This window comes from Paenibacillus sp. EZ-K15 (assembly GCF_002573715.1).
Lineage (GTDB): Bacteria > Bacillota > Bacilli > Paenibacillales > Paenibacillaceae > Paenibacillus_AQ.
The window spans coordinates 88330-112963 of record NZ_PDHM01000021.1; the positions used below are offsets into that span (position 1 = coordinate 88330).

The 24634-nt window shown below is 50.0% G+C and carries 19 protein-coding genes, 2 pseudogenes and 1 other annotated feature (1 of these 22 cut by a window edge); of the genes and pseudogenes, 3 read left to right on the plus strand and 18 right to left on the minus strand.

Annotated features, from left to right (window positions below):
* Positions 1-83 (minus strand) — a binding site (T-box leader); it reaches 150 nt to the left of the window's first position.
* Positions 84-201: 118 nt separating this feature from the next.
* The 18 genes and pseudogenes from tetB(58) to CRG97_RS24565 form a co-directional block, all read right to left on the minus strand.
* Positions 202-1017, minus strand: coding sequence for a tetracycline efflux ABC transporter Tet(58) subunit B (tetB(58), locus tag CRG97_RS24480; protein ID WP_098748314.1), 816 nt, complete (start codon positions 1015-1017; stop codon positions 202-204).
* Complete coding sequence (gene tetA(58), locus CRG97_RS24485; RefSeq protein WP_098748315.1) at positions 1014-2045, minus strand: tetracycline efflux ABC transporter Tet(58) subunit A; 1032 nt, start codon at positions 2043-2045, stop codon at positions 1014-1016. The genes tetB(58) and tetA(58) overlap by 4 nt, the downstream gene beginning before the upstream one ends.
* A gap of 299 nt (positions 2046-2344) precedes the next feature.
* Entirely contained in the window at positions 2345-3292 is a 948-nt protein-coding gene (locus tag CRG97_RS24490; RefSeq protein WP_098748316.1) for an ArsR/SmtB family transcription factor, read from the minus strand.
* 242 nt (positions 3293-3534) lie between these two features.
* Positions 3535-4932 (minus strand): family 43 glycosylhydrolase, encoded by a 1398-nt coding sequence (locus CRG97_RS24495; RefSeq protein WP_098748317.1) that lies wholly within the window; start codon positions 4930-4932, stop codon positions 3535-3537.
* Between the two features lie 90 nt (positions 4933-5022).
* On the minus strand, positions 5023-6765 hold the full coding sequence (locus CRG97_RS24500) for a glycoside hydrolase family 2 protein (RefSeq protein WP_098748318.1): 1743 nt from the start codon (positions 6763-6765) through the stop codon (positions 5023-5025).
* 64 nt (positions 6766-6829) lie between these two features.
* Positions 6830-7834, minus strand: coding sequence for an aldose 1-epimerase (locus tag CRG97_RS24505; RefSeq protein ID WP_098748319.1), 1005 nt, complete (start codon positions 7832-7834; stop codon positions 6830-6832).
* A gap of 11 nt (positions 7835-7845) precedes the next feature.
* Complete coding sequence (locus tag CRG97_RS24510; protein ID WP_098748320.1) at positions 7846-9624, minus strand: glycoside hydrolase family 2 protein; 1779 nt, start codon at positions 9622-9624, stop codon at positions 7846-7848.
* Between the two features lie 51 nt (positions 9625-9675).
* Complete coding sequence (locus tag CRG97_RS24515; RefSeq protein WP_098748321.1) at positions 9676-10611, minus strand: carbohydrate ABC transporter permease; 936 nt, start codon at positions 10609-10611, stop codon at positions 9676-9678.
* Between the two features lie 15 nt (positions 10612-10626).
* Positions 10627-11598: an ABC transporter permease gene (locus CRG97_RS24520; protein ID WP_098748322.1), complete on the minus strand. Its 972-nt coding sequence runs from the start codon at positions 11596-11598 to the stop codon at positions 10627-10629.
* 29 nt (positions 11599-11627) lie between these two features.
* On the minus strand, positions 11628-13367 hold the full coding sequence (locus tag CRG97_RS24525; protein WP_098748323.1) for an extracellular solute-binding protein: 1740 nt from the start codon (positions 13365-13367) through the stop codon (positions 11628-11630).
* Positions 13368-13992: 625 nt separating this feature from the next.
* A complete protein-coding gene (locus tag CRG97_RS24530) occupies positions 13993-14946 on the minus strand; it encodes a glycoside hydrolase family 43 protein (RefSeq protein ID WP_098748324.1) in 954 nt (317 codons plus the stop codon).
* A gap of 314 nt (positions 14947-15260) precedes the next feature.
* Positions 15261-15914 (minus strand): formylglycine-generating enzyme family protein, encoded by a 654-nt coding sequence (locus CRG97_RS24535; protein WP_202619003.1) that lies wholly within the window; start codon positions 15912-15914, stop codon positions 15261-15263.
* A gap of 60 nt (positions 15915-15974) precedes the next feature.
* Positions 15975-16343, minus strand: coding sequence for a DUF4180 domain-containing protein (locus tag CRG97_RS24540; RefSeq protein ID WP_098748326.1), 369 nt, complete (start codon positions 16341-16343; stop codon positions 15975-15977).
* The gene (locus tag CRG97_RS24545; protein ID WP_098748327.1) at positions 16324-17004 is read right to left on the minus strand and encodes a TetR/AcrR family transcriptional regulator; all 681 of its coding nucleotides are present in this window, start codon (positions 17002-17004) and stop codon (positions 16324-16326) included. Before CRG97_RS24545 ends, CRG97_RS24540 begins: the two co-directional genes overlap by 20 nt.
* Before the next feature lie 298 nt (positions 17005-17302).
* The gene (locus CRG97_RS24550) at positions 17303-17572 is read right to left on the minus strand and encodes a hypothetical protein (protein WP_098748328.1); all 270 of its coding nucleotides are present in this window, start codon (positions 17570-17572) and stop codon (positions 17303-17305) included.
* Positions 17573-17690: 118 nt separating this feature from the next.
* The gene (gene dgoD, locus CRG97_RS24555) at positions 17691-18842 is read right to left on the minus strand and encodes a galactonate dehydratase (protein WP_098748329.1); all 1152 of its coding nucleotides are present in this window, start codon (positions 18840-18842) and stop codon (positions 17691-17693) included.
* 13 nt (positions 18843-18855) lie between these two features.
* Positions 18856-19500 (minus strand): bifunctional 4-hydroxy-2-oxoglutarate aldolase/2-dehydro-3-deoxy-phosphogluconate aldolase, encoded by a 645-nt coding sequence (locus CRG97_RS24560; RefSeq protein WP_098748330.1) that lies wholly within the window; start codon positions 19498-19500, stop codon positions 18856-18858.
* Between the two features lie 38 nt (positions 19501-19538).
* Positions 19539-20374: pseudogene (locus CRG97_RS24565) on the minus strand (sugar kinase).
* 288 nt (positions 20375-20662) lie between these two features.
* On the opposite strand from CRG97_RS24565, the gene CRG97_RS24570 reads away from it, so the two are divergent.
* The 3 genes and pseudogenes from CRG97_RS24570 (at position 20663) to CRG97_RS24580 (ending at position 24532) form a co-directional block, all read left to right on the plus strand.
* Positions 20663-21328 carry a FadR/GntR family transcriptional regulator gene (locus CRG97_RS24570; protein WP_098748331.1) on the plus strand — a complete coding sequence of 222 codons (666 nt, stop codon included), beginning with the start codon at positions 20663-20665 and terminating at the stop codon, positions 21326-21328.
* 646 nt (positions 21329-21974) lie between these two features.
* Positions 21975-22169, plus strand: a pseudogene (locus CRG97_RS34300) (IS3 family transposase); the annotation flags it as partial.
* Between the two features lie 434 nt (positions 22170-22603).
* Entirely contained in the window at positions 22604-24532 is a 1929-nt protein-coding gene (locus CRG97_RS24580; RefSeq protein ID WP_098748332.1) for a serine hydrolase domain-containing protein, read from the plus strand.
* Positions 24533-24634 lie beyond the last annotated feature (102 nt).

Sequence of the window (24634 nt, forward strand, 5' to 3'; positions counted from 1 at the left end):
CCTTGGTGTGTACCGGGTTCCATCATCCCCCGGCTTTCTAGAACAGGGACCAAGCTGCTACTGGGCTCTTTCAACGTATGTCGCATATAAGATTACAGACAGTATAGTGAATTAATAAATCGATGTCAACCTGCGTTTCGGACGGATGTCCTGCTTTCCCCGGCAGCATGGGTAACCGCCGTCAGGTGAGCCCCCTTGATATCAGGTGCGGCGCATGTACGCACGAACCGTAATGGGAGCAAAGATCGTCACGATGACCGCGGCGCCGACCAAGGATATCGTGAGATCCCAGCCCACGGTGCCAGCGTTGGTGAGATCCCGAACGGCTGTCACAAGATGCGAGATTGGATTCATATTGACGAACCACTGCAGCCAGCCCGGCATCGTATCCACCGGCACGAACGCGTTGGAGAGAAACGTGAGCGGAAACAGCACGATCATCGATATTCCCTGCACGCCGGAGGCGGATCTTGCAATCACGCCGCAGAAAGCAAAGATCCAGCTGATGGCCCATGAGCACAAAATGACGACCAACCCGGCAAGAGCAACGTAACCCAAGCCGCCCTCGGGCCGATATCCCATAATATAACCCATCGTAAAGGTAAGCACCGTTGCAATGGTATACCGAATCGTGTCTGCTAGCAGGGCACCAGCCAGCGGTGCGATTCGCGCAATCGGCAGCGATTTGAATCGGTCGAATACGCCTTTATCCATATCCTCGCGCAGCTGAACACCTGTGACGACGGAGGTCGTAATCACGGTCTGGACGAGGATGCCGGGAATGATAACGGGCAAATAACTCGCCACGTCACCGGAGATGGCGCCGCCAAAAATATAGGTGAACATCAGCGTAAAGATAATGGGCTGGAACGTGACGTCAAACAACTGCTCGGGCGTACGCCGGAGCTTCAGCAGCCCGCGGTAGGCCATCGTCAACGAATTTCGGACCGTTTGACCAAAACTCGTGCGGTTCTTGAGCTGACGTTCCGTCCCAGGCTGAATCATGGTACTGCTCATACCCGTGCCACCTCTCTATCATTGGATTCATAAGACCCTTGGACAGCGTCTTCCTTCACGCCGTGGCCGGTGATTGTCAGGAACACCTCATCCAGGGTCGGCTTCTGCATGCTCATCTCGGACAAGCCGATTCCTGCCGTGCGCAGCTCGATCAACAGGTCTGTAACAAGACCCGCATTAGCCATCGGTGCCGTTATCTTTCCGGCTTCCGGCGATACATTAGCATGAACTTTGAGCACTTGTTCCACGGTATGGCGGGCGCGATCCATGTCCTGTAAATGCTGGACGGTCAAATGCAGCGAGGAAGTGCCTACCGACATCTTCAGTTCATCCGCTGTCCCCTCGGCCACAACCCGGCCGTAATCGATAACGGCGATGCGGTTTGCCAATTGGTCCGCCTCCTCGAGATACTGCGTGGTCAGCAATACCGTTGAACCGGTATTCACCAATCGGCGGATCGTATCCCACATCTGGGAACGCGTACGCGGGTCAAGCCCCGTCGTCGGTTCATCCAGGAAGATGAGCGGCGGTTGGGCAATAAGGCTTGCCGCCAGATCCAGTCTTCTCCGCATGCCGCCGGAGAAATTTTTTAGCGGTCGCTTCGCGGCTTCCGACAAACCGAATTCCTCAAGCAGCTCACCCGCCTTGCGCCGCGCCTCCGTACGCCCCAGACCTAGCAAACGGGAGAATATAATCAGATTCTCCGTAGCGCTGAGCGATTCGTCCACCGACGCGTATTGACCGGTTACCCCGATCAACTGACGGACGATCTGCGATTCCGTCTGCACGTCGTGTCCGAAGATTCGGGCCGTACCGGCATCCGGCCTTAGCAAGGTCGCCAGCATCCGGATGGTGGTCGTCTTGCCTGCCCCATTCGGACCAAGCACGCCATAGATCGTTCCGGTACGCACGTTCAAATCCACGCCATCCACGGCACGATTATCGCCGAATGTTTTGACCAGCCCGTAAGCCTCAACGGCCAAGTCACCAGGGTTAGGCTCTATTTTCTTTCTGTATACATGCTCCATTATGATTTCCTCCTCTTTGCTAATGGATGATGCTTGAATCGTAGCACCCCTATTTAAACGGAATGTAAACCGGGAAAAGATTGGGCTCTTCTTATGAAAATGATCCTCAATCGATAAGGATTCGCGGTTTACTCCGACTACTTCTGACGGTAAACAAAAAAAGTGACAGCACAGAAAAACCTTCTGCACTGCCACTTTTTCCTTTATAAAAAACGGGAACCTCTCCGCCAACAAGCTGCCGCTGGACTTGCCTATTCTTCGTCAACAGCTAAGCCTTCGGCCACTTATACAAAGCATGATTAAAGGTCTTCCCCATCCTGATCCATCGTATATTTTACCTGCATGATGATATTCTGTTCGTGATCTCCAAACTGGCGACCGAACAGATTCAGTCCTCCTTGATTCACAGCATCGGGCTTGATGCCGATACGCAACCGCAATTTGGGACTCTCGGAAAGATTCAGCTCATCCAATGTAACACCCGATACTTTCTCCATATCCAGCGTCGTCTTCTCATGATCGACCCGCCAAGTTTTGAGAAACCCGTACTGCGTTGCCCAATCGTACCACCAATTCGGATTCAGCTTGCCGCGTCGATCCCCGAAATCACCGGGGCTTGTCCACATGCCGATCTCCACGCCATTGACCCACACGGAAATGTTCGAAGGCCAGTTATGATCATAATTGGGCGCCTCGGAACACATCTCCATGGACAATTCAAGCGATTCGATGCGAGCTCCGGCCGGAATATCCATCGGCATTAAATATTCCAAATATCCTTTGCGCAGCCAGATGATCTGGGCATTGACATGCTTGGGATGGTAAAAGCTCGCCGGCTCGTCTTCCTTTATGATATACCCGTCGGCATTCGCCATTCCGCATGTGGGCGATACTTCGCAATCACTGTAATGGCCAATCGGCATCTCTACTTCATAGAGATGCGTTACTCCTTTGGGTACCGAGTTTTTCAAATTCAACGCAATATGAATATCATCATAATTCCGGCTGCAGACCTTCATTGCCCCACGTGACGCCGGAAGCAATTCCGTATTGATTAACTCAGCCGCTTCCAACACTTTGATGTTGCTCGCTACCGTCGAAACGGGGAGTTTGAGCTTCTCGGCGATTTCAATAATATTCAAGTTCTTGGAATTCAAGAGCCTTAGAATATCAACCCGAGAACGTGTTGACAAGGCATGGGTTACCGTGACCAATCTTTCCGGGTCGTTAAAACCAAGTTCCAGCACAAATCTGCTCTCCTTTAAACATATTCATTACAATAATTTTACTTCTTAATGAAATGAAAAACAATCACACTGGAAAGGCTTACACCAGCCATTTTCCTGCCTCTTGTCATAGGGCATCGTATAGTCGGAGGTAGAAAACCATGACTTTCATAGCCAGAAATGGCCTCCGGGAGAACCGGAAGCCATCCATGATCAAGCTAACAACTCTTTATTTATCGGCCCGCTATACCATCGGCTGTGTCCTAATTCGCCGGCTTGATGTCGAAAAAGTCGATTTCTCCGTATCCCTCGCCTTTTGAAAAACGTATCGTATTCACGCCGGCCTTCAACTGAACCCGCGCCGTGGACAGCCCCCAGTTCTCCCATCCTTTATTCGTGATGTGGAACTTGCTTGCCGTACCGGCATTTACGCTGAGCATGAGATGGGACCAATTCCCCCCAGCTGTTCCATTCGCCGTGCGGGCGAGCAGAATGTATTCGCCTGCGGACGCAGCATGTACCTTGAATTCCACATAGCTCTCCGGCGTATCAATATGCCCGGCCTTCATGCCCCCCGAACCATTAGGGCTTTGAGATGCATAGGCGATACCGCCGAATGTTCCTTCCTCACCTTCGTAACGGGTATGTGCCGCTTCGCCGGAAGGCAAGGTTATCGGAGCATTCGGATTCACCGGGACGCCGAGATTTGGCGTGTTATCGGCATGCCACGTGAATTTCTGCATTCGAACCTCGCGGTTCCACCCGGCATTATTGTACTTGGCGACATGATAGAGTATCCAGTCCTCCGTACCGTCTGGCGACTTGGTGAATGAATGATGACCCGGTCCGTACAGACCGTTACCGGACTTGAATATAGGCTGGCTGCGTTTGCTCCATGATGCCGGATTCAGCAGATCGCTGGTTGTGCTGGCTGTTATGAGGCCCAGGCAATAGTCATTGGTCCAGCTTCCGCTTGCCGAGTATACCAGATTGATGAGACCGTTTCGCACAATCACCTGAGGCCCTTCGTTTACGTGCGGGGAATGGTTCGTTTCCCAGCTGTGGGTAGGCCTTGCGATTTCAACGCGATTCGAATCGATCGTCCAGGGATTGCTCATGCGGGCGATATACAAATTCTGCCGGACATTGGTGTCGCCTTCCCAGCCGGACCATATAAAATACAGCTGACCGCCTGTTTGCAGCACCGTGCCGTCAATCGCCCATTTGTTCGTCGGGTCCGTAATCTGGCCTTTGTACTGCCAGGTTCCCTGCGTCGGGTCCGCCGACGTGTTCTCCATGACATACATGCGGTGGTTGACGTTATCCCCGTCATCCTTGGCATAGTAGATGTACCAGGCGCCATTGATGTAATGCAATTCGGGAGCCCAGATGCTGCAGCAGCCCGTTTCCACGACCCTCGTCGGAGCTGCATCAATCGTCGTGAGCTGTGCGGACTTCCATATGGTCACATTTCCGCCGGTCGTTTTTGTGAAGTAGTAAAAGCCGTCGGTGTGTTTATATACCCATGGATCCGCGCCCTCCTGCATGACCACGTTGTAGAAGTTATTTTGAAGCGTAGCCGCATGTGTCGCCTGACCCATAGGAAGAATAAGAAATGCGCATATCGTGAGCAATAATTTGTTCCGGTAGTTCACCTTCATCCTTTAGTCACGTTCCTTTCGGATAATATGCATTCATACACCAAACAGGAATTGAACTCTGCCTACTTCTTTGACGGTCATGATGACGGCTCAATCTTCAATCGCGGCCTTGCGGGAATTGATGCGGCGAATCACCTCGGGATCGAATTTCGAACGTCTGTCATAGGTGTACAATCCGTTCACTTCCTGCTCCACATCGTACAGCTGGGTATAACAAAATCCGAACATCTTCGGATGATCCAACAGAACATTCGTTAAGCCCGCATAACGTTCCAGAAACGCTTCTTCGGAGGTCGGCCTGTCGCCATACCCCCATGACTTCTCGTCTTTTTGGTCCGGATTCCACCATATGCCGCCATATTCGCTGATGAAATAAGGCTGGCCTTCATACTGCTGCCGATTCGGGAAGCTATTGTACACCTCTCCACCGTTCTTCATCGGCTCATATCGTTCCTTAAAGGTCTCCGGGTTCTGGTCGTAATCATGGATATCGAAAATATCCGTCACGACATGGAAGTTACCGCTCGTATCAATTACGGGACGGGTCGGATCCATCTTTTTCGTTACCTCGTATACAATGCGCAGTACGTCGTTATTTTGCTTGGAGCCGTCCCGGTCCCACGTCTCGTTGAAGGGACACCAGCCGATGAGGGCCGGATGATTGAAATCGCGCTCCATCCCTTCAAGCCATTCCGGCAGGAAATGGGACAATCCCTCGGCCGTGGTAATGTCGAGCCCCCAATTCGCATGCTCTCCCCATACCAGATACCCTAACCGGTCAGCCCAATACAGAAAGCGCGGTTCAAACATCTTCTCGTGAAGCCTTGCGCCGTTAAAGCCGAGTCCCATCGAAATTTCGATGTCTTTGCGGAGATCCTCATCGCTTGGCGCGGTGTAGACCCCATCCGGATAGAAGCCTTGATCCAGCACAAGGCGTTGAAATATTGATTTGCCGTTGACGCGGAAGGCCATTCCGTCCAGCATGACGGTTCGGAGCCCGAAATAGGATTGGACGGTGTCGCACACCTGATCCTGTCCTTGCAGGGATAGTTCCAGATCGTACAGCCTGGCCTGACCCACCTCCCACAAGTGAACCTCCGACAATGGAATGGTAAGTTTGACGGACGGCCCGGATACAACGGCACTGGCGTTCCCTACAGGTTTTCCCTCATACAGAGCAGAGGCGCTCAGTTTATGTCCCGCGGCATTTCCGCTGATCTTTACTTCCAGGTGCGCGCAGGCATTATCGGGATCACCCACTATTTTCATGTCTGACAAATAGGCCTCCGGCACTTGCTCCAGCCATACCGTCTGCCAAATCCCCGTCGTACGTGTGTAATCACAGCCGTGCGAGTGGAACCGCCCGCTTTGTTTCCCGCGCGGCTGGCGTCCGGAACGGACATCGTCTTCCGCACAGACGGTAATCACGTTCTTGCCCGGTATCACATGCGAAGTAATATCAAAGCTAAAAGGCGTATATCCCCCGCGATGCATTCCTACGGATACACCGTTTACCCATACTTCCGTCTCGTAATCCACAGCCCCGAAGTGAAGCAGGATGCTGCCTTTCCATTCTTCAGACACGGTAAAATCGCGTTTGTACCATACAGCTGCCATGAAATCCTTATATTCAACGCCGGACAGCTTGCTTTCGGGGCAGAAGGGAACAGTGATCATTCCGGACAGATCATGTCCCGGCTCATGAAATCCGCGCTCCTTCCCGCTTTTCCCATGATCGATTTCGAATTGCCAAGCACCATTCAGATTGATCCAGTCGGGTCTTACCCATTGCGGACGGGGGTACTCCGGACGCGGCAGTGTTAATTCTGTCATGTTTAACTCCTTTTTTATGTTTAATTGTCGGTATTTATCTATTGCCCGGCTGTCACCTGCGGCTTTAGCCTCGGCTTTCCTTCACGTACAGCCTGCTGGTCTCTTCCCAGATTTCATTCGCTTCAAGGCTGAAACATCCGATCTCTTCGGCTTCCATGTCCATATTCGGCGCATTGACCAGATTGATCTGCGGCTCAGGGCAAAAGAAACCCTCGGTCGCTTCGTTGTTCCAGATCATCCATTGTTTATAGGAGGTGCCTACGTCATAAACCAGCGTCAGTTTCTCCGCACCATCGGTAAGCTCCATCCGGTTTCTTCCGTTTTGAGCCACGGCGGTGTAATGATTGTCCATACTTTCGAAGAAGGGGTAAACGCCTGCTCCTTGCATGGCCTGCTCGTTAGTGGACAGCTCCTGATAGGATCCGGTGGGCAGCATCCGCCCATCCAGCTCCCACCGCTGCCCGACGGTCAGCTTTAAGCGGTAATCCCGGGCGTCGCCTCCATTGGTAAATGGCGCGTTGATGGACGTATGGAACGCCAGCAAACACGGCATGGCTTCTTGACCTGTATTGGTAATCGTTACCCGCTGGGATAGCCCCTGCCGACTTAAGCCGTACCGAAGCTGAATATGGAACCGGAACGGGAAGCTCCGGAATACCGGATGCCGTTCATCCACACGGACAGAAACGGTCACATAAGCTTCCTGCTCGGAATGCCCGTATTCATCGACCTCCCATGGAATGTTGTACAGAAATCCATGCAGATGATGACCGGTTGCCTCTTCATTAACCGGCAGCTGATGGACTTTGCCATTCCACCGGAAGTTACCGTCCTTATACCGGTTGGGTGGAAACAACACCGGAATGCCGTGAATCATCGGTCTTGCTTTGAAGCCCGGCATTTCCTCCGGCGTTGGCTCATGCAGAAACCGGTAGCCCTTATCGAGGTCCCGGAACGATATCAAATTCCCGCCGATATCCGGAAGCATGATGGCCTCATAACCCCCGGCTCTTAGATAAACTGCTCGCTCGTTATGGTATACGCCTTCGTAGGCATTCGTCCCTTCCATTTCTCCACCTCCTATTTACCCGTCATGATGTTGCGAATGGTTTCAATCGGCGCCTTCGGCTTACGGTCATACGTCAGCAAACCGTTGATTTCCTGCTCAACATCCGTCAGCTGCGTATAGCAATATCCCTGGATCACCGGGGATGAGAACATCGGGTCCACTACGGCCTTGAGCCGGATCAGGAAGTCCTCCTCGTTCTCGGCGCCGGAATACCCCCAGCCCTCCCAATCGCTCTTCTTAAAGGCAATCCCGCCAAACTCCGATACCAGAATGGGTTGGCCTTCATAGGAAGCACCGCCGACGAATATTCTCCGGTTCGCCGGCATGGCTTCCACGGCGGACGCGGCTGTCGCATACCGCTCCTCCAGCACTTCCTGGCGGCTCTCGTAGTCATGAATAGTAACCAGGTCGGTGGTCATATGCTCCCAACCATCGTTATAAACAACCGGCCTGCTATCGTCCAAAGACTTCGTTAAATGATACATGGCAAGCCCATGCTGCTGCTGACGCTTATCCATCTGGACATTGGGAACGCCCCAGCTCTCATTGAGCGGTACCCAGGTGACGATGCAAGGATGGTTATAGTCCCGCTCGATGATCTCCTGCCATTCCGCCGTGAAGCGGCGAACATACGACTCGGAATATTCATAGGCGTTGGCCGCCTCGCTCCATAACAGCAAGCCGAGCTGGTCGCACCAGTACAGGAACCTTGGGTCCTCCGTCTTCTGATGCTTTCTCACGCCATTGAATCCCATTTCCTTCGCCAGCTCCACATCGCGCTTCAAAGCCTCGTCCGACGGAGCCGTCAGAATTCCCTCAGGGAAATACCCCTGATCCAGCACCAGCCTTTGGAAATACGGGCGGTTATTCAGGCACAGCTTGCCGTTCTCGATCGATACCTTCCGCATCCCAAAATAACTGGATACTTGATCGAAGACGTTCCCATCCTGAACAAGGCGAAACTCGATGGTATACAAGTTCGGAAACTCGGGGCTCCACAGGCGTCCCAGGCCATGATCCGTAAAATCGCTCAGCCCGATAGTCCGGAGCTGTTCCGCATTTCGGATCGTATATTGATCCTCGGCAACACACTCGCCTTGATAGGATACGATGATCTGCAGGTTGAGATCCTCCGCGGGCTTGTAACCCTCCAGGAAGGTCCGGATGCGAATTTCGTTCCGGTCGATGTCGGGCGTCATCACCGTTTTGCCCAAATGTACCGGGGATACCGGCTCCAACCACACGCTCTGCCAGATGCCGGTCGTACGGGTATAGAAAATGCTTGCCGAATGCTCAAGCCAGTACTGTTTGCCCCGCGGCAAGGTGACGTCGCGGCTGAAGTCCTCCGCCCGCAGCACGACCGTGTTGCTCCCTTCCGTGAGCGCGGCCGTAATGTCCGCTTGAAACGGCGTATGCCCTCCTTCATGCATAGCCACCAAATGCCCGTTGACCCACACTTTTGCCATATAATCCACGGCACCGAAATGAAGCACGATCCGTTTCCCGTTCCAGTTCTGCGGGATTTCAAACGTTCTGCGGTACCATACCACATCATGAAAAGAAGGATCTTCAATGCCGCTCAGCTTGCTTTGGAACGTAAAGGGGACGTTGATCTTCCGTGTAAAGGAAGCCGTCGCTTCAGCCCGATACCACCCTTCATCCTCGCCGATGGTTTCATCATCAAAACTGAAATCCCATTCGCCATTGAGGGTTAACCACTCGTTGCGCTGAAACTGGGGTCTCGGATATTCGTTGCGAACCGTTTGTGTCTTGCTAACTTCTGTCAACATGATGCAACTCACTCCTAATTATTCAATCTCTCTATCTACTCGTTTGAACGTCTAGCCTTTGATCGAACCCACATAAACGCCTTTCACGAAATACTTTTGCAGGAAAGGATACACCAGCAATATAGGCACGGTCGAAACTACTATTGCGCAATATTTAACCAGCTCCCGGAACGCGGTCGAGCTCTGGGCGCTGTTGATGACAACCCCGCCTGCGCTGCCGATCGTGGTGGCCGTCGAATCGTTGGCGACCAGGATCTCCTTCATTAACAGCTGTAACGGGAACAATTCCCTATCCTTAAGCAGGACCATGGCGTTAAACCATGAGTTCCAATTGCCGACCAGATAGTACAGGAAGATAACGGCCAGCGTGGCTTTCGACAGCGGCAGGATCACTGTGATCAGAATATTGGCCTGGCTTGCGCCGTCAATCAATGCCGCTTCTTCCAGCTCTCTCGGAATCGATTGGAACCCGGTCCTTAATATGATGATGTTCCATGTACTTAAAGCGGTTGGCAGAATCATGGCCCACAGATTGTTGTACAAACCGATGTCCTTCATTAATAAGAACCAAGGAATCAGGCCTCCGCCAAAAAACATGGTGATCGTAATTAAAATCATGATAAAATTTTTGAAATACAAGTCCCGTCTGGAGAGCACGTATGCGCCCAATATCGTCATGACCATATTGACCAAGGTGCCCAGTCCCACATAAATGATCGTATTCATGTACCCCTTCAGCAGGCTGTTGTCTTTAAACACCAGCTTGTAACCGTCGAGCGTGAATCCCAGCGGCTTTAACAATACACCTTTATGAGCCATCAAGGCGCTGGGATCGCTGACGGAAGCAAATAAGATATGCAATATGGGATAAAAACAAACCAAGGTCAATGCCGTCAAAAGCGTGTAGTTGGTAAAGTCGAATACGCGGTCCCCTATGCTTTTATGCTTCCTTCTTCGTTTCACTTTGAATTGCTTGATATCCTCCATAGCCTTCCCTCTCTCTTACCATAAGCTGGATTCAGATCTGCGCTTCACGATGGTATTTGTCATCCATAACAGCCCGAAGTTCACGATGGAGCTTATTAATCCGACGGCTGTGGAATAACTCAGGCTCGCTTCCCTCAAGCCCCTTCGGTAAACATAGGAGGCGATGACATCCGCCGTATCGTAGATCAAAGGATTATAGAGCAGGATAATTTTCTCGTAGCCGGAGGCCATCAATCCGCCAATCGCAAAGATAAACAGGATGATGATGACCGGGCTGATCTGAGGCAGCGTAATGTACCACATTTTTTTCACCCTGCCGACCCCGTCGATATCGGCCGCTTCATATAATGAAGGATCGATGGAGCTCATCGCCGCCAGGTAAATGATGCTGTCCCATCCGATGCTCTGCCAGATTCCGGAAAAGGTATAAATCGGTCGGAACAAATTGGAATAACCGAGAAGGGATGAGTAATCTTTTCCCGTTATGAACGAAAGCAGCTGCGTAACGACCCCTTCATTGGCCGTAAAGATGTGGATGATCCCGCACACAACGACCAGGGAAATAAAATGCGGCATATACGTAATGGTTTGAACGGTCCGCTTAAACTTGGAAGAGCGAACTTCGTTCAGCAGCAATGCCAAGATGATCGGTGCCGTAAATCCAAACACGATGCCCCACACATTCAGCAAGAGCGTATTCTTGACCACTCTCCAAAAATAGGGTCCGGAGAAAAAATCGATGAAATGCTTGAAACCCACCCAATCGCTATCCGCGAAGCCCAGCAAAGGCTTGAAATCTTTGAATGCGATCATAACGCCCCACATCGGCCCGTAGCAGAAGATAATGAACCACGCCACGACGGGAAGGGCCATCAGATAGACGAACCAATTCTTTCTCAGATCCTTTTGAATCAACCGTTTGGTATTCTTGGGCTCAGAGGGCGTCCGAACATGGCCTATTTCCTTGTTTTTCTGTAATATCTCCATGAATCAACCACCTGTTCTTATTATGAAAACTATCGTTGGTTATACCGATCCAAGGCTGCTTGATGGAGACTTAAGAATTCGTCCAGCCCCATGCTCTGCGCTTCCTTCAAAAATTTATCGTAAGCATCGACCGGCAATTCGCCCATAATGATCTTCGCAAAGTATTCTCCGCGCAGCGTCGACAACTGGTTTCCAAGCTCGGCTTCACGCGAGGCTTCTTCTTTGGTGAACGTGATCGGCGGCATCGCCATGCTGGTATCCATGTTTTCCGTCCAATACTGGCGGATATCTCCCGAATAGCTTCCTTTAGCCGAGATCAACGGGTTGGCGTGGTGCTCGTCGCGGATATTCGGCCAACTATGCCAGCGGTATTTCCAAAGTGTAACGTCTACCGGCTGACCTTCCGGATCATTGTACATATAACTGTTTTCAGGATAATAAGGCATTCCTTGCTCATCCACCAAGTGCACGGTACCGTACTCTCCGAAGTTGATGATCTCCCAGCCCTTTTTGGAATAGTTGAAATCCAGCCACGCCATCGCGGCTTCCACATTTTTGCTCTGAGTTGTGATGGCTGCACTGGTTCCCGCTCTTTTGAAATTTTTATAGGTGGTTGCGGATTTGTCTCCTTTGTTGAGTACAGGATTCAGCGCCCCCACGAAATCAATGTCGTTCTGCACTTTCCAATAGCTCCACATCGTATCCGGGGAATCCATCATGACGGCCGTATCGTCGGAAATCGCGCTAGCCATCCGTTGATTGAAATCGGCGGTTGCCCAGTCCCGATTCAACAGGCCTTCCTTGTTCCACTGCTGCATGGTCGCAAGATATTCCTTGGCCTTCGGCTGCGCCGGCCCCCATGCAACCTTTCCGTTCTCGTCCAGGAAGGTCCAGTCCCAGACGCCATATGCGCCATTAATGATGCCGGTAAAAATTTGGCCGTACTTCGAGCCGTAATTCAGCGGCGCCTTATATCCGACTTCCTTACTCTTCTTCAGGAACTCATACCATTCGTCTATCGTCGTCGGGACTGGAAGTCCCGTCTTATCCAGCGCTTCCTGCTTGATTAGCGTACCGAACCAGGTCCATTCGGAGTACGGCGCGATGCCGTAGAAGCCCAGCAGCCTACCATCGTCGGTCACGGTCGTTTTTCTTCTCGTTTCGTCCGAGTTGCGCCATGCCGAATAATTCGGAGCATTCTTCTCCATCAGGTCGGTCAGATCGAGGTAAGCGCCGTCGTTTACCCCCGCTTCAAAGCCTCCCGGATAACGACCCGGGTCAATGATGATGTCCGGCAGCTCGCCGGAGGAGATCATCAAGGTGAAAGCATCCGCTTCCTGCCCGACAGGCGGCGTAATGAAGTTCACCTTAATGCCGGTCAGTTTCTCTACCTGCTTCTGAACCAAGTGATTATTCATATCCGGGATGTTGGAGTTGGCAGGCATCCATACATCCAGCACCACATCACCTTTAACGGGATAAGCAGAATAATCGCTAGGAATGACTTCTTCGAAAACGTCGCCAAGGTATGTATCATTCAGCGTGCTGTTTACTTCGTCGATTTGTTCCTGTGTTGGTGCTTTATTGCCGCGTATGTCCCCGCTGATATCTTCAAAGGTCACCTCATTCTTCTCTTTGGAAACGCCCTCCTCCTGGGTTACGGTGCTATCAGGCTCATTCTTTGCTTTACCGCTGCAAGCGGTTACCGTCGAAATGATCAATATGGATATGAATAACAGAGTGAATAAACGCTTCATCGTTCTGTTCATGCTTAACCTCCCATGATATGAATAATTGACGAGCCCCCCCAGCATTGCGTCGAGAGGATCTATATTCCGTAGTTTTTTAAGGGGCGCCAGTTGAAAGTTTGCTATCTACCATTCTTCAATCTTCGGAGTGTCTAAGCACCCCCGGTCTGAAATACTGCTCTTCCTCATCACCATTCCAATGGATCCCCTTTCACATGTAAGTTGACGGTATTACCAACCTCTACGCATCCATTTAATACAATTATCCTGTATCTTTAACCGAAGTATAAGCATATCAATTTATCTTGTCAACGCTTTCATACATAATTTCCGTAACTAAAATGAGTCATTTTTGCAAATTCATGCTTTTGATTTAGGATATCGGAAACGCTCGATAAACTTATAGCCCCTACAACGAAAGGGATTTCTGTTTAAAAATACGATTTTCGTTAGGGATTTGCGGTTCCTTCACGTTTCACTCTTATTCGTAATAAACCCCCATTCATTACAGAAATTCCGTAATGAATGGGGGTTTATATAAAATCCTATGAATGTTCACTCATCAGTGCGGCATTTGCCGCTCCTTTGCCGTCATCATCGTCTCTTTTTGGAATACCTACTCGTTCACGTTATGAATCCGCATACATTATTCTCCGGACGGTATTGGTATAGCCTGCGAATCACTGGCCGGGACACCGAAGTCCGGGGTTCCATCCGGCTTCCAGTCGAACTTCTGGATGCGGGTCGATCGCAAGGCCGTATCTGCTCCAGGCGCTGGAAGCGCATGGTAGACAATCCAGTCTTCCTTGCCATCCGGTGATTGCGTGAAGCTGTTATGGCCGGTAGCGTACACCCCGTTTTCCACGCTTTTGCAAAATACAGGCTCCATGGATTTAGTCCAGGAAAGCGGGTCCATCGGATCTGCGGTTTCATCCATCGTGAGCATTCCCAGCGCATAATCCTCAGACCAGGTGGTGCTGGCCGAGTACACCAGGAAGATGCGGCCGTTTCGCTGAAGGACAACGGGACCTTCGTTAATGGCCATTCCGCCTTGTTTTTCCCAGGATAGAGTCGGGGCGGTAAGTAATACATGATCTCCCGTCAATGTCCAAGGGTTCGTCATGCGCATGATGTATAGAGCGGACCCGTAATCCGGGAAATGACCATACCCGGCATACAGGAAATAAAGCTGGTTTCCTGCGGTCATGATCGTGCCATCCAAGCCCGGGACAGGAGTCGGCAGCGCGCCTTTCCATGTCCACTCGCCTTCCATCGGATCAGGCTCCCCGTTCTCCAGCACACATATTTGGCGGGACTCGTCGCCTCCCCCGTCATTCGCCGTAAAATAAATGTACCATTTGTTATCCAAATGATGAATTTCCGGCGCCCACAGGTTATAACTATAGCGTCCGCCGGCTTCCGGAGTCCAGATCGTTTTCTTCCGGCCCTCCGCAAGGCCTGTCAAAGTCGCGGATTGCGTCAACTCCAGACGATCGCGTCTCGTCGACATAAAATAGTAATGGCCGTCCGTATGCTTCCATACCCAAGGATCGGCTGCTTGCTCCACAATCGGATTATTGAATGTTGGTCCATGTGGCATCTTCTTATCCCCCTCATCCCTTGAATTTCCTGGTTTTTGATCAACACTACGGCAATTCAAACCTTGACTCCCTTTAGCTCCCCACACCTCCCCCGAAAAGTTAAACCCAATCTTACTGATGTCTTCCAGCCTTGTCTATACGCAATTTAGGTATATTTACCGCGTTAGTTTATGTGACATATCTAGTTATAGTGAAGTATTGATGGCCTAGCATCTATTACCTTCTGAAGAAAATTGACGGCGTTTCGATGCGTTTATTGGAAATTCGTTAGGTGCTGCACGATCAAAAAAAAGCTGACCCCGAAGGATCAGCATTATCGTAAAATCGATCTCGCCAGACGAAACCCGAGATCCTCAATCCGAAACGTCGGGTGGCTACGACGGCGGCATGTTGCCCCGCAGCCCCTGGCCTCTTCCGCCCAGCTTCCGCCGCGGAATACTCTGTATGAGCCGTATACGTCCGGATCGTATATATCCCAACACCATTCCCACACATTTCCGAGCATATCGTAAAGCCCCCAGGCATTCGGATGCTTTTTGCCTACCTCATGCAGGGCGCCCCCGGAATTCCCTTCATACCAAGCGATGTCATCAAGCTCTCCGTAACGATATCCATCACTCCCGGCCCTACACGCATATTGCCATTCCGCTTCTGTCGGTAGGCGGTAGCCGTCCGCCTCCCAGTTGCACACCACACGCTCACCATCTTCCGTGACCGAAGAATAACACTCGTCTAGACCTGAGTGCCGAGATAGCATATTACAGAAGTGAATCGCATCATTCCAGGATACATCGACGACCGGAGCCTGCATGACGTCAGTGAATCCTGCCGACTGCGACATAAGCGAGAAATATAACGCCTTCGTAACAGGAATCGGTGCAAGCTGAAAAGCATTCACTTCAACCGCCCACGAAGATTTGACACGGTCGTCCCTTAATTGAATTTCGCCTGCTGGAATGTCTACCATAGGATATTCTTTTGGATTAAACCCTGGTACTGTCAACCGTCTTCCTCCCGCTTTCGTCTCTTAGTTCAACCCGCTTAACCGTTCAATTCCCTGTTGTTCACTCGGCAAGAAAAAGAAATCGCTTCCCTTATTGCATTCATATATGAAGTCTTGCAAGCTTTGGCTCGGATAAACAGAAAAATCTCCGATAATCGCAACCTTTACGTGATAATTGATATACTTCTGAAGGATTTCGCCTGCAAGGCGCGTCTTCAAATCGAAGAAGGCTTCGCTGAATATCGACTGATTCATCACCATACGATGGCTGCCCGTTTCATATTGCACGGTTGCCATAAGATCCAATGCGGATTGGACATCCTCAATTAATATTTCATTGCTGCTTACGACCGCTATGGTTCCTTTATCTGTTTCAACCTTCTCGATATTCATAGTTCCCTCCTGTTTGGGTAAGTCTTCTTACATAATCCTCACATATGTACCGGTTATCGCCGCCGTTGGCCGGTGGAATGTTCGCTACTCTAAAGAAGCTCAGACCTATAACCATCGCCATCAGCCCATAGGCAGCGCTGTGGGAATCCTCAACGGACATCTGTCCCGTCCGATTACCGTAATCCATGATCTTGGTGATGCCTTGGAGATCAGCCTCGTAACTCTTCGATACCACTTCCTGCAAATTGCGATCCAGCATGGCTTTTGAAAAAAACTGCACAAAGAGCTTGCCTTGATCAGCATGCGGGATATACATCTTGTCGACCCCATCCAACTGCGACACATTAATCGTTTGATCCTTGTCATCGGTGAACGGGGGAAGCATAAACTTCAGGGTAAGATCCATCATTTCCCCCGATGTCATGGTATGCTCAATGCCTGATTCGATCTTCAGTCCATAGTACGCCAAGAACGACTTGAAAGCTTCGATCGTCAATTGATCCTTATTCTTAAAATAATAAGTGACAACTCCCTTGGAGCAGTTCGCATGATCGGCAACCTTATCCAGGGTCATGCCGTCAATCCCATACATGCTGATGCAGGTTAACGTAGCATTAATGACGTCTGCCCTGCGTTTTTGTTCCATTCCTAATTTAGGCATGATTTCTTCACCTGTATCTTTGTTGATTTTATTTATACTGAACAGTCGGAATAAAAAAAGTGTACACAATGATGGCACATATTGTCAATGAAGGTTTATTGAATCAATAGCCAAGCTAAATGGGTAATTCCTACCGTCCATCAGGTTCCACCCTACTGGTCCTACTCACAATTACTATTTCGAGTGATAGAAAACGAATTGATTATAGCAGTAACGGGTATTACAAATCCCGAAAAATTCCGGAAGGAATATTTTTGATAAGCCAGATGAATTAATTCAACTAATAAATTCGTGTATTTTATCGAAAAACGATCCCGTTCTCCTGCCTAGAGAACGGGATCTTCATCATTCCTCTTCCTCCGCGATCACCAGCACGGACGCTTGCCGGACGGAATCCTTGTATTTGAACTTCCAGTTCCCGTTCAGCGTCCGATAATACGGGCCCCCCCCCCCGTTTTTGCTTGCGAGAAGATTCCGCATCTGCATAAGGAATATAGTAAGCCCTGGGAGCTTCGCGGTTTTTCTCTAGCACGCTCAGATCTCCCCAATATTTTGGAATCTGGATCATCTTGGTTCTCCCTCCGAGAAAGTACTTTGAATGATTTTATTGTATATGAAATGAAAAGGCTCTCAAACCGACTCTTGTCCGATTACGGAGTCATTTTGTTTGATTCACGGAATGCCTCTTACCATTCCGCTACCGATCCGTCCTGATGTCTCCAAACCGGGTTTCTCCACCGGTGAGGCGCTTCCAGTGCCATTTTAATCACATACTCTTCATTGACCGTGATGCCCAGCCCGGGTCCATGAGGAATTTTCACGAACCCGTCATCATAGGAGAACACGCCGGGATCGACGATATAATCCAGCAAGTCGTTGCCCGCATTGTAATGAATCCCCAAGCTCTGTTCCTGAATGACCGCATTGTGCGCCGTCGCGTCCACCTGCAAGCAGGCAGCAAGCGCAATCGGTCCCAAAGGGCAATGCGGTGCGACGGCAACGTCGTAGGCTTCCGCCATGGCAAAGATTTTCTTGCACTCCGTAATCCCGCCCGCATGCGATAAATCCGGCTGAATGATATCGACATATCCGTCTTGCAATAGAGGTTTAAAATCCCAACGGGAGAACATTCGCTCCCCGGTAGCGATCGGGATGCTGGTGTGATTGGCGATTTCGCGAAGCGCTTCGTTGTTTTCCGGAAGCACCGGTTCTTCGATGAACATGAGCCGGTAAGGCTCAAGCGCTTTTGCCAATACTTTGGCCATAGGCTTATGGACGCGTCCGTGGAAATCTACGCCGATTCCGAAATCCGGTCCCGTCGCCGTCCGAATGGCGGCTACCCTCTCCACGACCTGATCCACTTTGGAATAGCTGTCGATATACTGCAATTCTTCCGTGGCATTCATTTTGATCGCCGTAAAACCTGCGTTCTGTTTTTCCAAGGCTGCTAGGCCCACATCGGTCGGACGATCCCCGCCGATCCAGGAGTAAACGCGCATGGAATCCCGGCAAGCTCCGCCAAGCAATTGATGGACGGGCGCATTAAACGCCTTCCCTTTGATATCCCATAACGCCTGGTCAATCCCGGCAATCGCACTCATCAGGATCGGTCCCCCGCGGTAAAATCCGCTCCGATACATGACCTGCCAATGATCTTCGATGCGCAGCGGATCTTTGCCGATCAGGAAATCCATTAATTCGTTGACCGCAGCCTGCACCGTATGAGCCTTGCCCTCGATTACGGGCTCTCCCCAGCCTACGATGCCCTCATCGGTTTCGATCTTCAAAAACAACCAACGCGGCGGGACGATATAAGTGCTATACTTTGTAATTTTCACGGTTGATCTCTCCCTATTCTCTTGCTTGATGAATCGCTTGAATGAATTGCTCTGCACGTTTGGCGATATCGTCATACCGTTCTTCTTCCATGGCTTTCTTGTCGAGCAGCGAGCTGCCCAGTCCGACCGCAACGGCGCCCGCCCGAATGAACTGTGCCACATTATCCAGTGTGACTCCGCCCGTTGGCATCATCGGAATATGGCCAAGCGGCGCCGAAAGTTCCTTGATATAATTCACTCCTAGCGAAGACCCCGGGAAAATCTTGAGCAGGTCCGCACCCAACCGGTACCCCTTCACGATCTCGGTCGGCGTCATCACGCCCGGAATGGAAATCACTTCACGGCGGATCGTGGTTTTAATCGTTTCTTCATCCAAAACAGGCGAAAAAATAAATTGCGCTCTGGCTTCAATCGCCTTCTCGGCCGTTTCGGCGTCCAGAACGGTGCCTGCGCCTACCAAGACATCTTCCCCGTATCTTTCGTTTAACAAGGCAATAAGCTCAAATGCCCTGTCGCTATCCACTGTAATCTCCAGCGCTTTGACTCCGCCCGCAACAAGCGCGTCCGTTATGCGGACTGCCTTTTCAAAAGGAGGTCTGCGCACAACGGCAACAACGCCGGATTCCTTAAGTAGTTTTAACTTTGCTTCTTTATTCATTTCGTCACCCCTTAACGCTGAACGTTTTGATAACCGGTTTACCCGGACATCATCCCTTGAAGCTCTTCTTCATTGGGAAGGCCTTCGGTGTCGCCTTTAACCCCTACTACGATGGCTCCCACGGGATCGATCTCCCGAACGGGAATGGCAGGCACATGCCCCCTCTCCGTAAATGACTGATAATACGCGCCGTCCTTTCCCAGTTTTACGATAACCGCCTTTGAGCCAAGCTTTAGAAAAAATTCGGCGTGATCCTTCGGTCTCGGCCGGCCTGTCAGGAACTCGCCTTCATCCAATCCGGGAAGGATGTAATCGGCTCTTGCCGCCAGTTCAAGCAGTCTGGACTTCGCCGTATCGCGATCCCACAGTTTCCACCTGATATTGGGATCGAACACAATGCTTACCTGATTGCGCTTGGCGGCATCCATCGCATGTATCGTCAGCTCGAAACAGCTTTCGCTCAAAGCCGGCGTGATCCCGGTAACATGCAAAATCTTTGCTTGGGCAAGGTAGGATTCATTCAAATCCTCTTTAGTCATCAAACTGGCCGCGGACCCTTGACGATAATAGTAAACCTGCGTTTTTCCACCGGACCTGCGCTCTTTGAAGAACACGGCCGTCGGGCTGCATCAGTATATGTACAACGCGAAGTATCCACGCCTTGGCCCCGAATGCTCTGCAAGATGTATCGTCCGAAGGCATCCTGGCCCAGCTTGCTGAACCAGCCTGCAGAATGACCTAATCTTGCCAGCCCGATCGCCACATTCGATTCGGCTCCAGCCATCTGTTTATGAAACTGGTGAACATACTCCAACGGCAATTCCTGGTCTCCGCTAAACAGGACCATCGATTCACCGAAAGTTACAACCTCCATCCGAACTTCCTCCTTGGTATCAGCAAATCAGGGTATGCTTAACTACCACCAAAATAGATCATATCTATATAGAAAAACGGATTGTTTTTCTTTGAATGACCCGATCTTTTCCGTATAATAAAGCAAAAAAGTATAATTTTTGATCGACAAACACAAAATAGATACTATGTTTATGTTCATATCATATTATCTTTAAATAAGGATGTCAATATGCTTGTTATATTAGCAGCGATAGGTACGGCTATGATAAAATGAGGATTATATATGAACTAACAGGGGACGCTGACGATGAAAAAAAGTACATTCACTACGACGATAGATTTGCTTAAAAAGAAAATCGTGGATGGAGAGTGGCCAGCCGGTTCGAGGATCCCGACTCTCCAACAGATCTCAAAGGAATTGGAGGTCAGCGTTACTACCGTCAGAGAAGCCTTGAGGGCACTTGAAAGTCAGGGAAATGTGAGCATTGAACACGGCCGGGGCATGTATGTCCGAAATGATCCATTATTGTTGGAAGACCCTACGGCTAATCTGAAAGAACTCGGAGATATTTCGCTCGTCAAACTGCTGGAGGCCCGATTATTGATTGAGCCGGAACTGGCCGCGTTGAGCGCCGAACGGGCCACGCATGCCGAGGCCAGGCAACTTCGGGAAATGGCGGATGCCATGATTCGCCAGATGGAGGACGGCGGTCCGTTCCTGGACACGGATCTGTCTTTTCACCGTTTGATTGCCGAATCGGCCCAGCATCCCGTCCTGCTGCGGATGATGGAATCGATCTATCCCTTGCTGGCTGAAGGTCGCAAGCAAACGAACACCTTGCCGCATATGAGAACCAAAGCTTCCAATTATCACATTCTGATCGCCATCGCGATCGAAGAACGGCACCCTGAGCAGGCTAGACAACTGATGCACTATCATATCAATGACATGCTTCAAGCTTTAAAAAAATAATAGGAGCAAAAACGCGTAAATCTCTGCTAGCCTTCGCTACCAGGGATTTACGTATTTAAATTGCTATTCAATTTAAACCATTCCTCCAGCAACAATCCATATCCACGACATGGCGATTGTTAGATTTTCAGCTTTCCCATGTTACTCCACCTTGAGTAATGAACCATATCCTGCATACAGGGGTGAATTCCCGCGTACACGATCTTCACGAGCCGCGGCAAAATGCATTATTCGTATTACTTTGTTATATAAAATAAAACTTGGGGAGAAAACCATGAGTATTAAGTTATTTAGTCAACGTGATGTGAACAAGATGCCGATCCGTATGTGAAAAGCGTAAGTCAGAAGAGCATTACGTACACAGATGAATTCAAGCGCTTATTTATTGCAGAATACAAGTCTGGTCGACTGCCGAGAGAAATCTTTGAGTCCTGCGGTTTTGACATTGGAATACTCCGAAAAGCAAATCCTTATCGTCGAATGGCAAAGGCTACGCAGGAACATCGTGTATTACACATTTGTTTTATGGACAAGGAAAGAAAGCATATCTCTCTACGATCCAAGATGCATGCACCAATGAAATTTTGGCTTATCAGGTGTTGGATAAGATTACACTTGATTTTGCACTAGAAACCGTTAAAAAGCTAAGAATAACCGGTCAATAACACTTACATCAGATGCACTGATTCATTCCGATCAAGGTTTCCATTACTTTCAAAAGCTTGTAAAAAAGGTTGGGTTAAAACAATACATGACGTATTACAACCACTATCAATATCAATGGAACTTGAAGAAGATGACTCCTGTACAGTACAGAAACCATCTTCTTCAGTGTGCCTAACCTTTTTTCAATTGTTCTTTACACGGGGCACAATCCGCAATTATATTTCATCGATTTATTTGATTTATACTGCAAGTGAGTGATCGGGACACGGCCATAGTGAAGGCCAAAATGAAAAGCTGTGTGTAAATTCAAGCAGCCGGTAGCCCGGCATCAGCATTCTTCGAAGTCGAAACAAGGAAATGGAACAAAAGCTCTTAAGTTGCGAACTTTCGCTTCTTGAGAGCTTCTTTTATTCAGCCAGTCTAGACGCCAATGACCGTGGATCAAGCTCACCTGACATAATTAAGGAATAATTAAGGATTGGCTAAAGATAGAATTAAGAATTATTTTTTAGGATAGAAATGTACCGGATACCTAATTATGCAACTTGTCGACAAGAGAATAATCGTTATTCGTGTTAATACGGCACTGAAAACAGGAAGGAGAACCATATGAATACGAGAATGCGAGACCCTGTCTTTGGGTTTCTGATAAGTGTACTGCTCTTAATCGTCTTTTCGGTTCCAGCCTATGCGGCGGATACAACTAATATCGGGGAAACCCCTTCGGGAATTCCTTACGATCGGCTGGAGCAGGAGATCGACAGCTATGTAAACTCCCATATAGGAAAATCAACCCCAGGCGCCGCGATTGTGGTAACCAAGGGTGACAAGGTTATTTTCTCCAAAGGCTATGGTTATGCCAACATCGAGAAAAAAACGGAAGTCGATCCCGCCAACACCGTGTTTGCTTATGGATCTATCAACAAAGCGTTCGTCTGGACGTCCGTGATGCAGCTGGTGGAAGCGGGCAAGATGAAGCTGGATCAAGATATCAGAGCTTATTTTCCTGAAGAGTTCGCGAAGAAGCTGCGTTATGACAAGCCGATTACGATGTTGGACATTATGAGCCATACGGCCGGTTATGAGCAGCATCCGCTCAGTACATTTACTCCGTCGGCGGAGAATCTGACTTCACTTGAAGAGACGCTGTTGTCTTCCCAGCCGGAACAAATCTATGAACCTGGCAAAGTCATCGCCTATTCCAACTTTGCCACCGCCTTGGCCGGTCTGGCGGTCGAGAAGGTTAGCGGGGAATCTTTCTCCGACTATGAGATGAACCATATTCTGCGCCCGCTGGGAATGAACCGCAGTTCCGGCCATCCTACGCTGGGTGATCACCCGGATTTACAGGAAACGAAGGCAACAGGTTACGCAGTGAAGGAAGAGGGTGGCTTTGAAGCGAGAGCACACTTTTATGTTCCGTTATATCCTGCGGGAGCTATGGAAGGAACCGCGGAAGATCTGGCCCGATTCGCGATGGCGCTGAATGCCCCGGACAGTCAGATGTTCACCCGGCCAGAGACCGTGCAGAGTATGCTTTCAAGGAGCTATACGCCGAACGAGGAGATTCTGTCCAATGCACACGGATTCTGGGAGTACCGGGCTGAGCCTCATGTCGTTGGACATAGCGGGAATGTGAAGGGATTTTCCGGCAATTTTGCCGTCGTCCCCGATGAACAGCTCGGCATTGTTGTCTTGACGAACACCGAGATCGAGCAGAAACTCACCTCCGGCGTCATCAATCTGCTGGTTCAGGACAAGACAAAAGCACCCGAAATTAAGGTCCCGGCGGCCGATTTGTCGCCATCCGGCAAATTAGCCGGCTATTATGTGCAATCGGGCGGTACCTACACCACTTACCACGAGCTCATCAATTATCTGGGTTTAATTAAAGTGAAGGCCAAGGGCGAGCATGATCTTACTCTGAGCGTGATGGGCTTATCCGGAGTTCTAAAGCAAATTAGTCCGAATGTTTATAAATTCGACAAGTCCGATGATCCAAGATTTGAAAGATTGGCGCCGATCCTATACGCGGAAATTTCGGATGGCCAAGTCGTGCGCTTAAGCAAAGGGATTGCAACGGATATTTTGCCGATCAAGGGAAGTCGCTCGATCCCGGCACTGATATGTTATCTGGTGTTGGCCGCAATCGCTGTTTTGTTTTTTATGCTTGCCCCGCTTGTGATGTCGATGCGATGGCTGTTACGGAAAAGAAAAAGAAGTACGTCCGCACCTGCAGCCCATCGTTTGCTGACGGCCGCTATCGTGTGCGGGACGATTCTGACAGTCAACATTCTGTATCTGCTGGCGAATGCCTTGATCAACGAAAACGTGACGGTAGGCCAGATGAACTTTGGTATCGCCTTGAACTGGGTACTGGCCATCCTCGTCGGTATGCTGATTGTGCTCTCTTTTGTTAAAGGCAAACATCAACCCGAGTCCAAATGGATTAAAAGGATCCGGATCGGGGTGGGAGTGCTGTCCTCCGGCTTTGCACTGCTGCTTGCCAATTGGCACTTCTTTCATTTTATCCCATAAACAAAGAGTGGGAAATCCGCTTGTCCTAGTGGAGCCGCCATGTGCACTGAGCATTAGAAAACGGAACAAAAGCTCTTAAGATGCGAACTTTCGCTTCTTAAG

Coding starts and splice junctions, on each gene's coding strand:
- CRG97_RS24570 (WP_098748331.1), top strand. CDS start 20,663: ATGAAAAAAAGTACATTCACTACGACGATAGATTTGCTTAAAAAGAAA.
- CRG97_RS24525 (WP_098748323.1), bottom strand. CDS start 13,367: ATGAACAGAACGATGAAGCGTTTATTCACTCTGTTATTCATATCCATA.
- CRG97_RS24520 (WP_098748322.1), bottom strand. CDS start 11,598: ATGGAGATATTACAGAAAAACAAGGAAATAGGCCATGTTCGGACGCCC.
- CRG97_RS24500 (WP_098748318.1), bottom strand. CDS start 6,765: ATGACAGAATTAACACTGCCGCGTCCGGAGTACCCCCGTCCGCAATGG.
- CRG97_RS24505 (WP_098748319.1), bottom strand. CDS start 7,834: ATGGAAGGGACGAATGCCTACGAAGGCGTATACCATAACGAGCGAGCA.
- CRG97_RS24495 (WP_098748317.1), bottom strand. CDS start 4,932: ATGAAGGTGAACTACCGGAACAAATTATTGCTCACGATATGCGCATTT.
- CRG97_RS24550 (WP_098748328.1), bottom strand. CDS start 17,572: ATGATCCAGATTCCAAAATATTGGGGAGATCTGAGCGTGCTAGAGAAA.
- CRG97_RS24510 (WP_098748320.1), bottom strand. CDS start 9,624: ATGTTGACAGAAGTTAGCAAGACACAAACGGTTCGCAACGAATATCCG.
- CRG97_RS24540 (WP_098748326.1), bottom strand. CDS start 16,343: ATGAATATCGAGAAGGTTGAAACAGATAAAGGAACCATAGCGGTCGTA.
- CRG97_RS24580 (WP_098748332.1), top strand. CDS start 22,604: ATGAATACGAGAATGCGAGACCCTGTCTTTGGGTTTCTGATAAGTGTA.
- CRG97_RS24545 (WP_098748327.1), bottom strand. CDS start 17,004: ATGCCTAAATTAGGAATGGAACAAAAACGCAGGGCAGACGTCATTAAT.
- CRG97_RS24535 (WP_202619003.1), bottom strand. CDS start 15,914: ATGGTAGACATTCCAGCAGGCGAAATTCAATTAAGGGACGACCGTGTC.
- CRG97_RS24560 (WP_098748330.1), bottom strand. CDS start 19,500: ATGAATAAAGAAGCAAAGTTAAAACTACTTAAGGAATCCGGCGTTGTT.
- CRG97_RS24530 (WP_098748324.1), bottom strand. CDS start 14,946: ATGCCACATGGACCAACATTCAATAATCCGATTGTGGAGCAAGCAGCC.
- CRG97_RS24515 (WP_098748321.1), bottom strand. CDS start 10,611: ATGGAGGATATCAAGCAATTCAAAGTGAAACGAAGAAGGAAGCATAAA.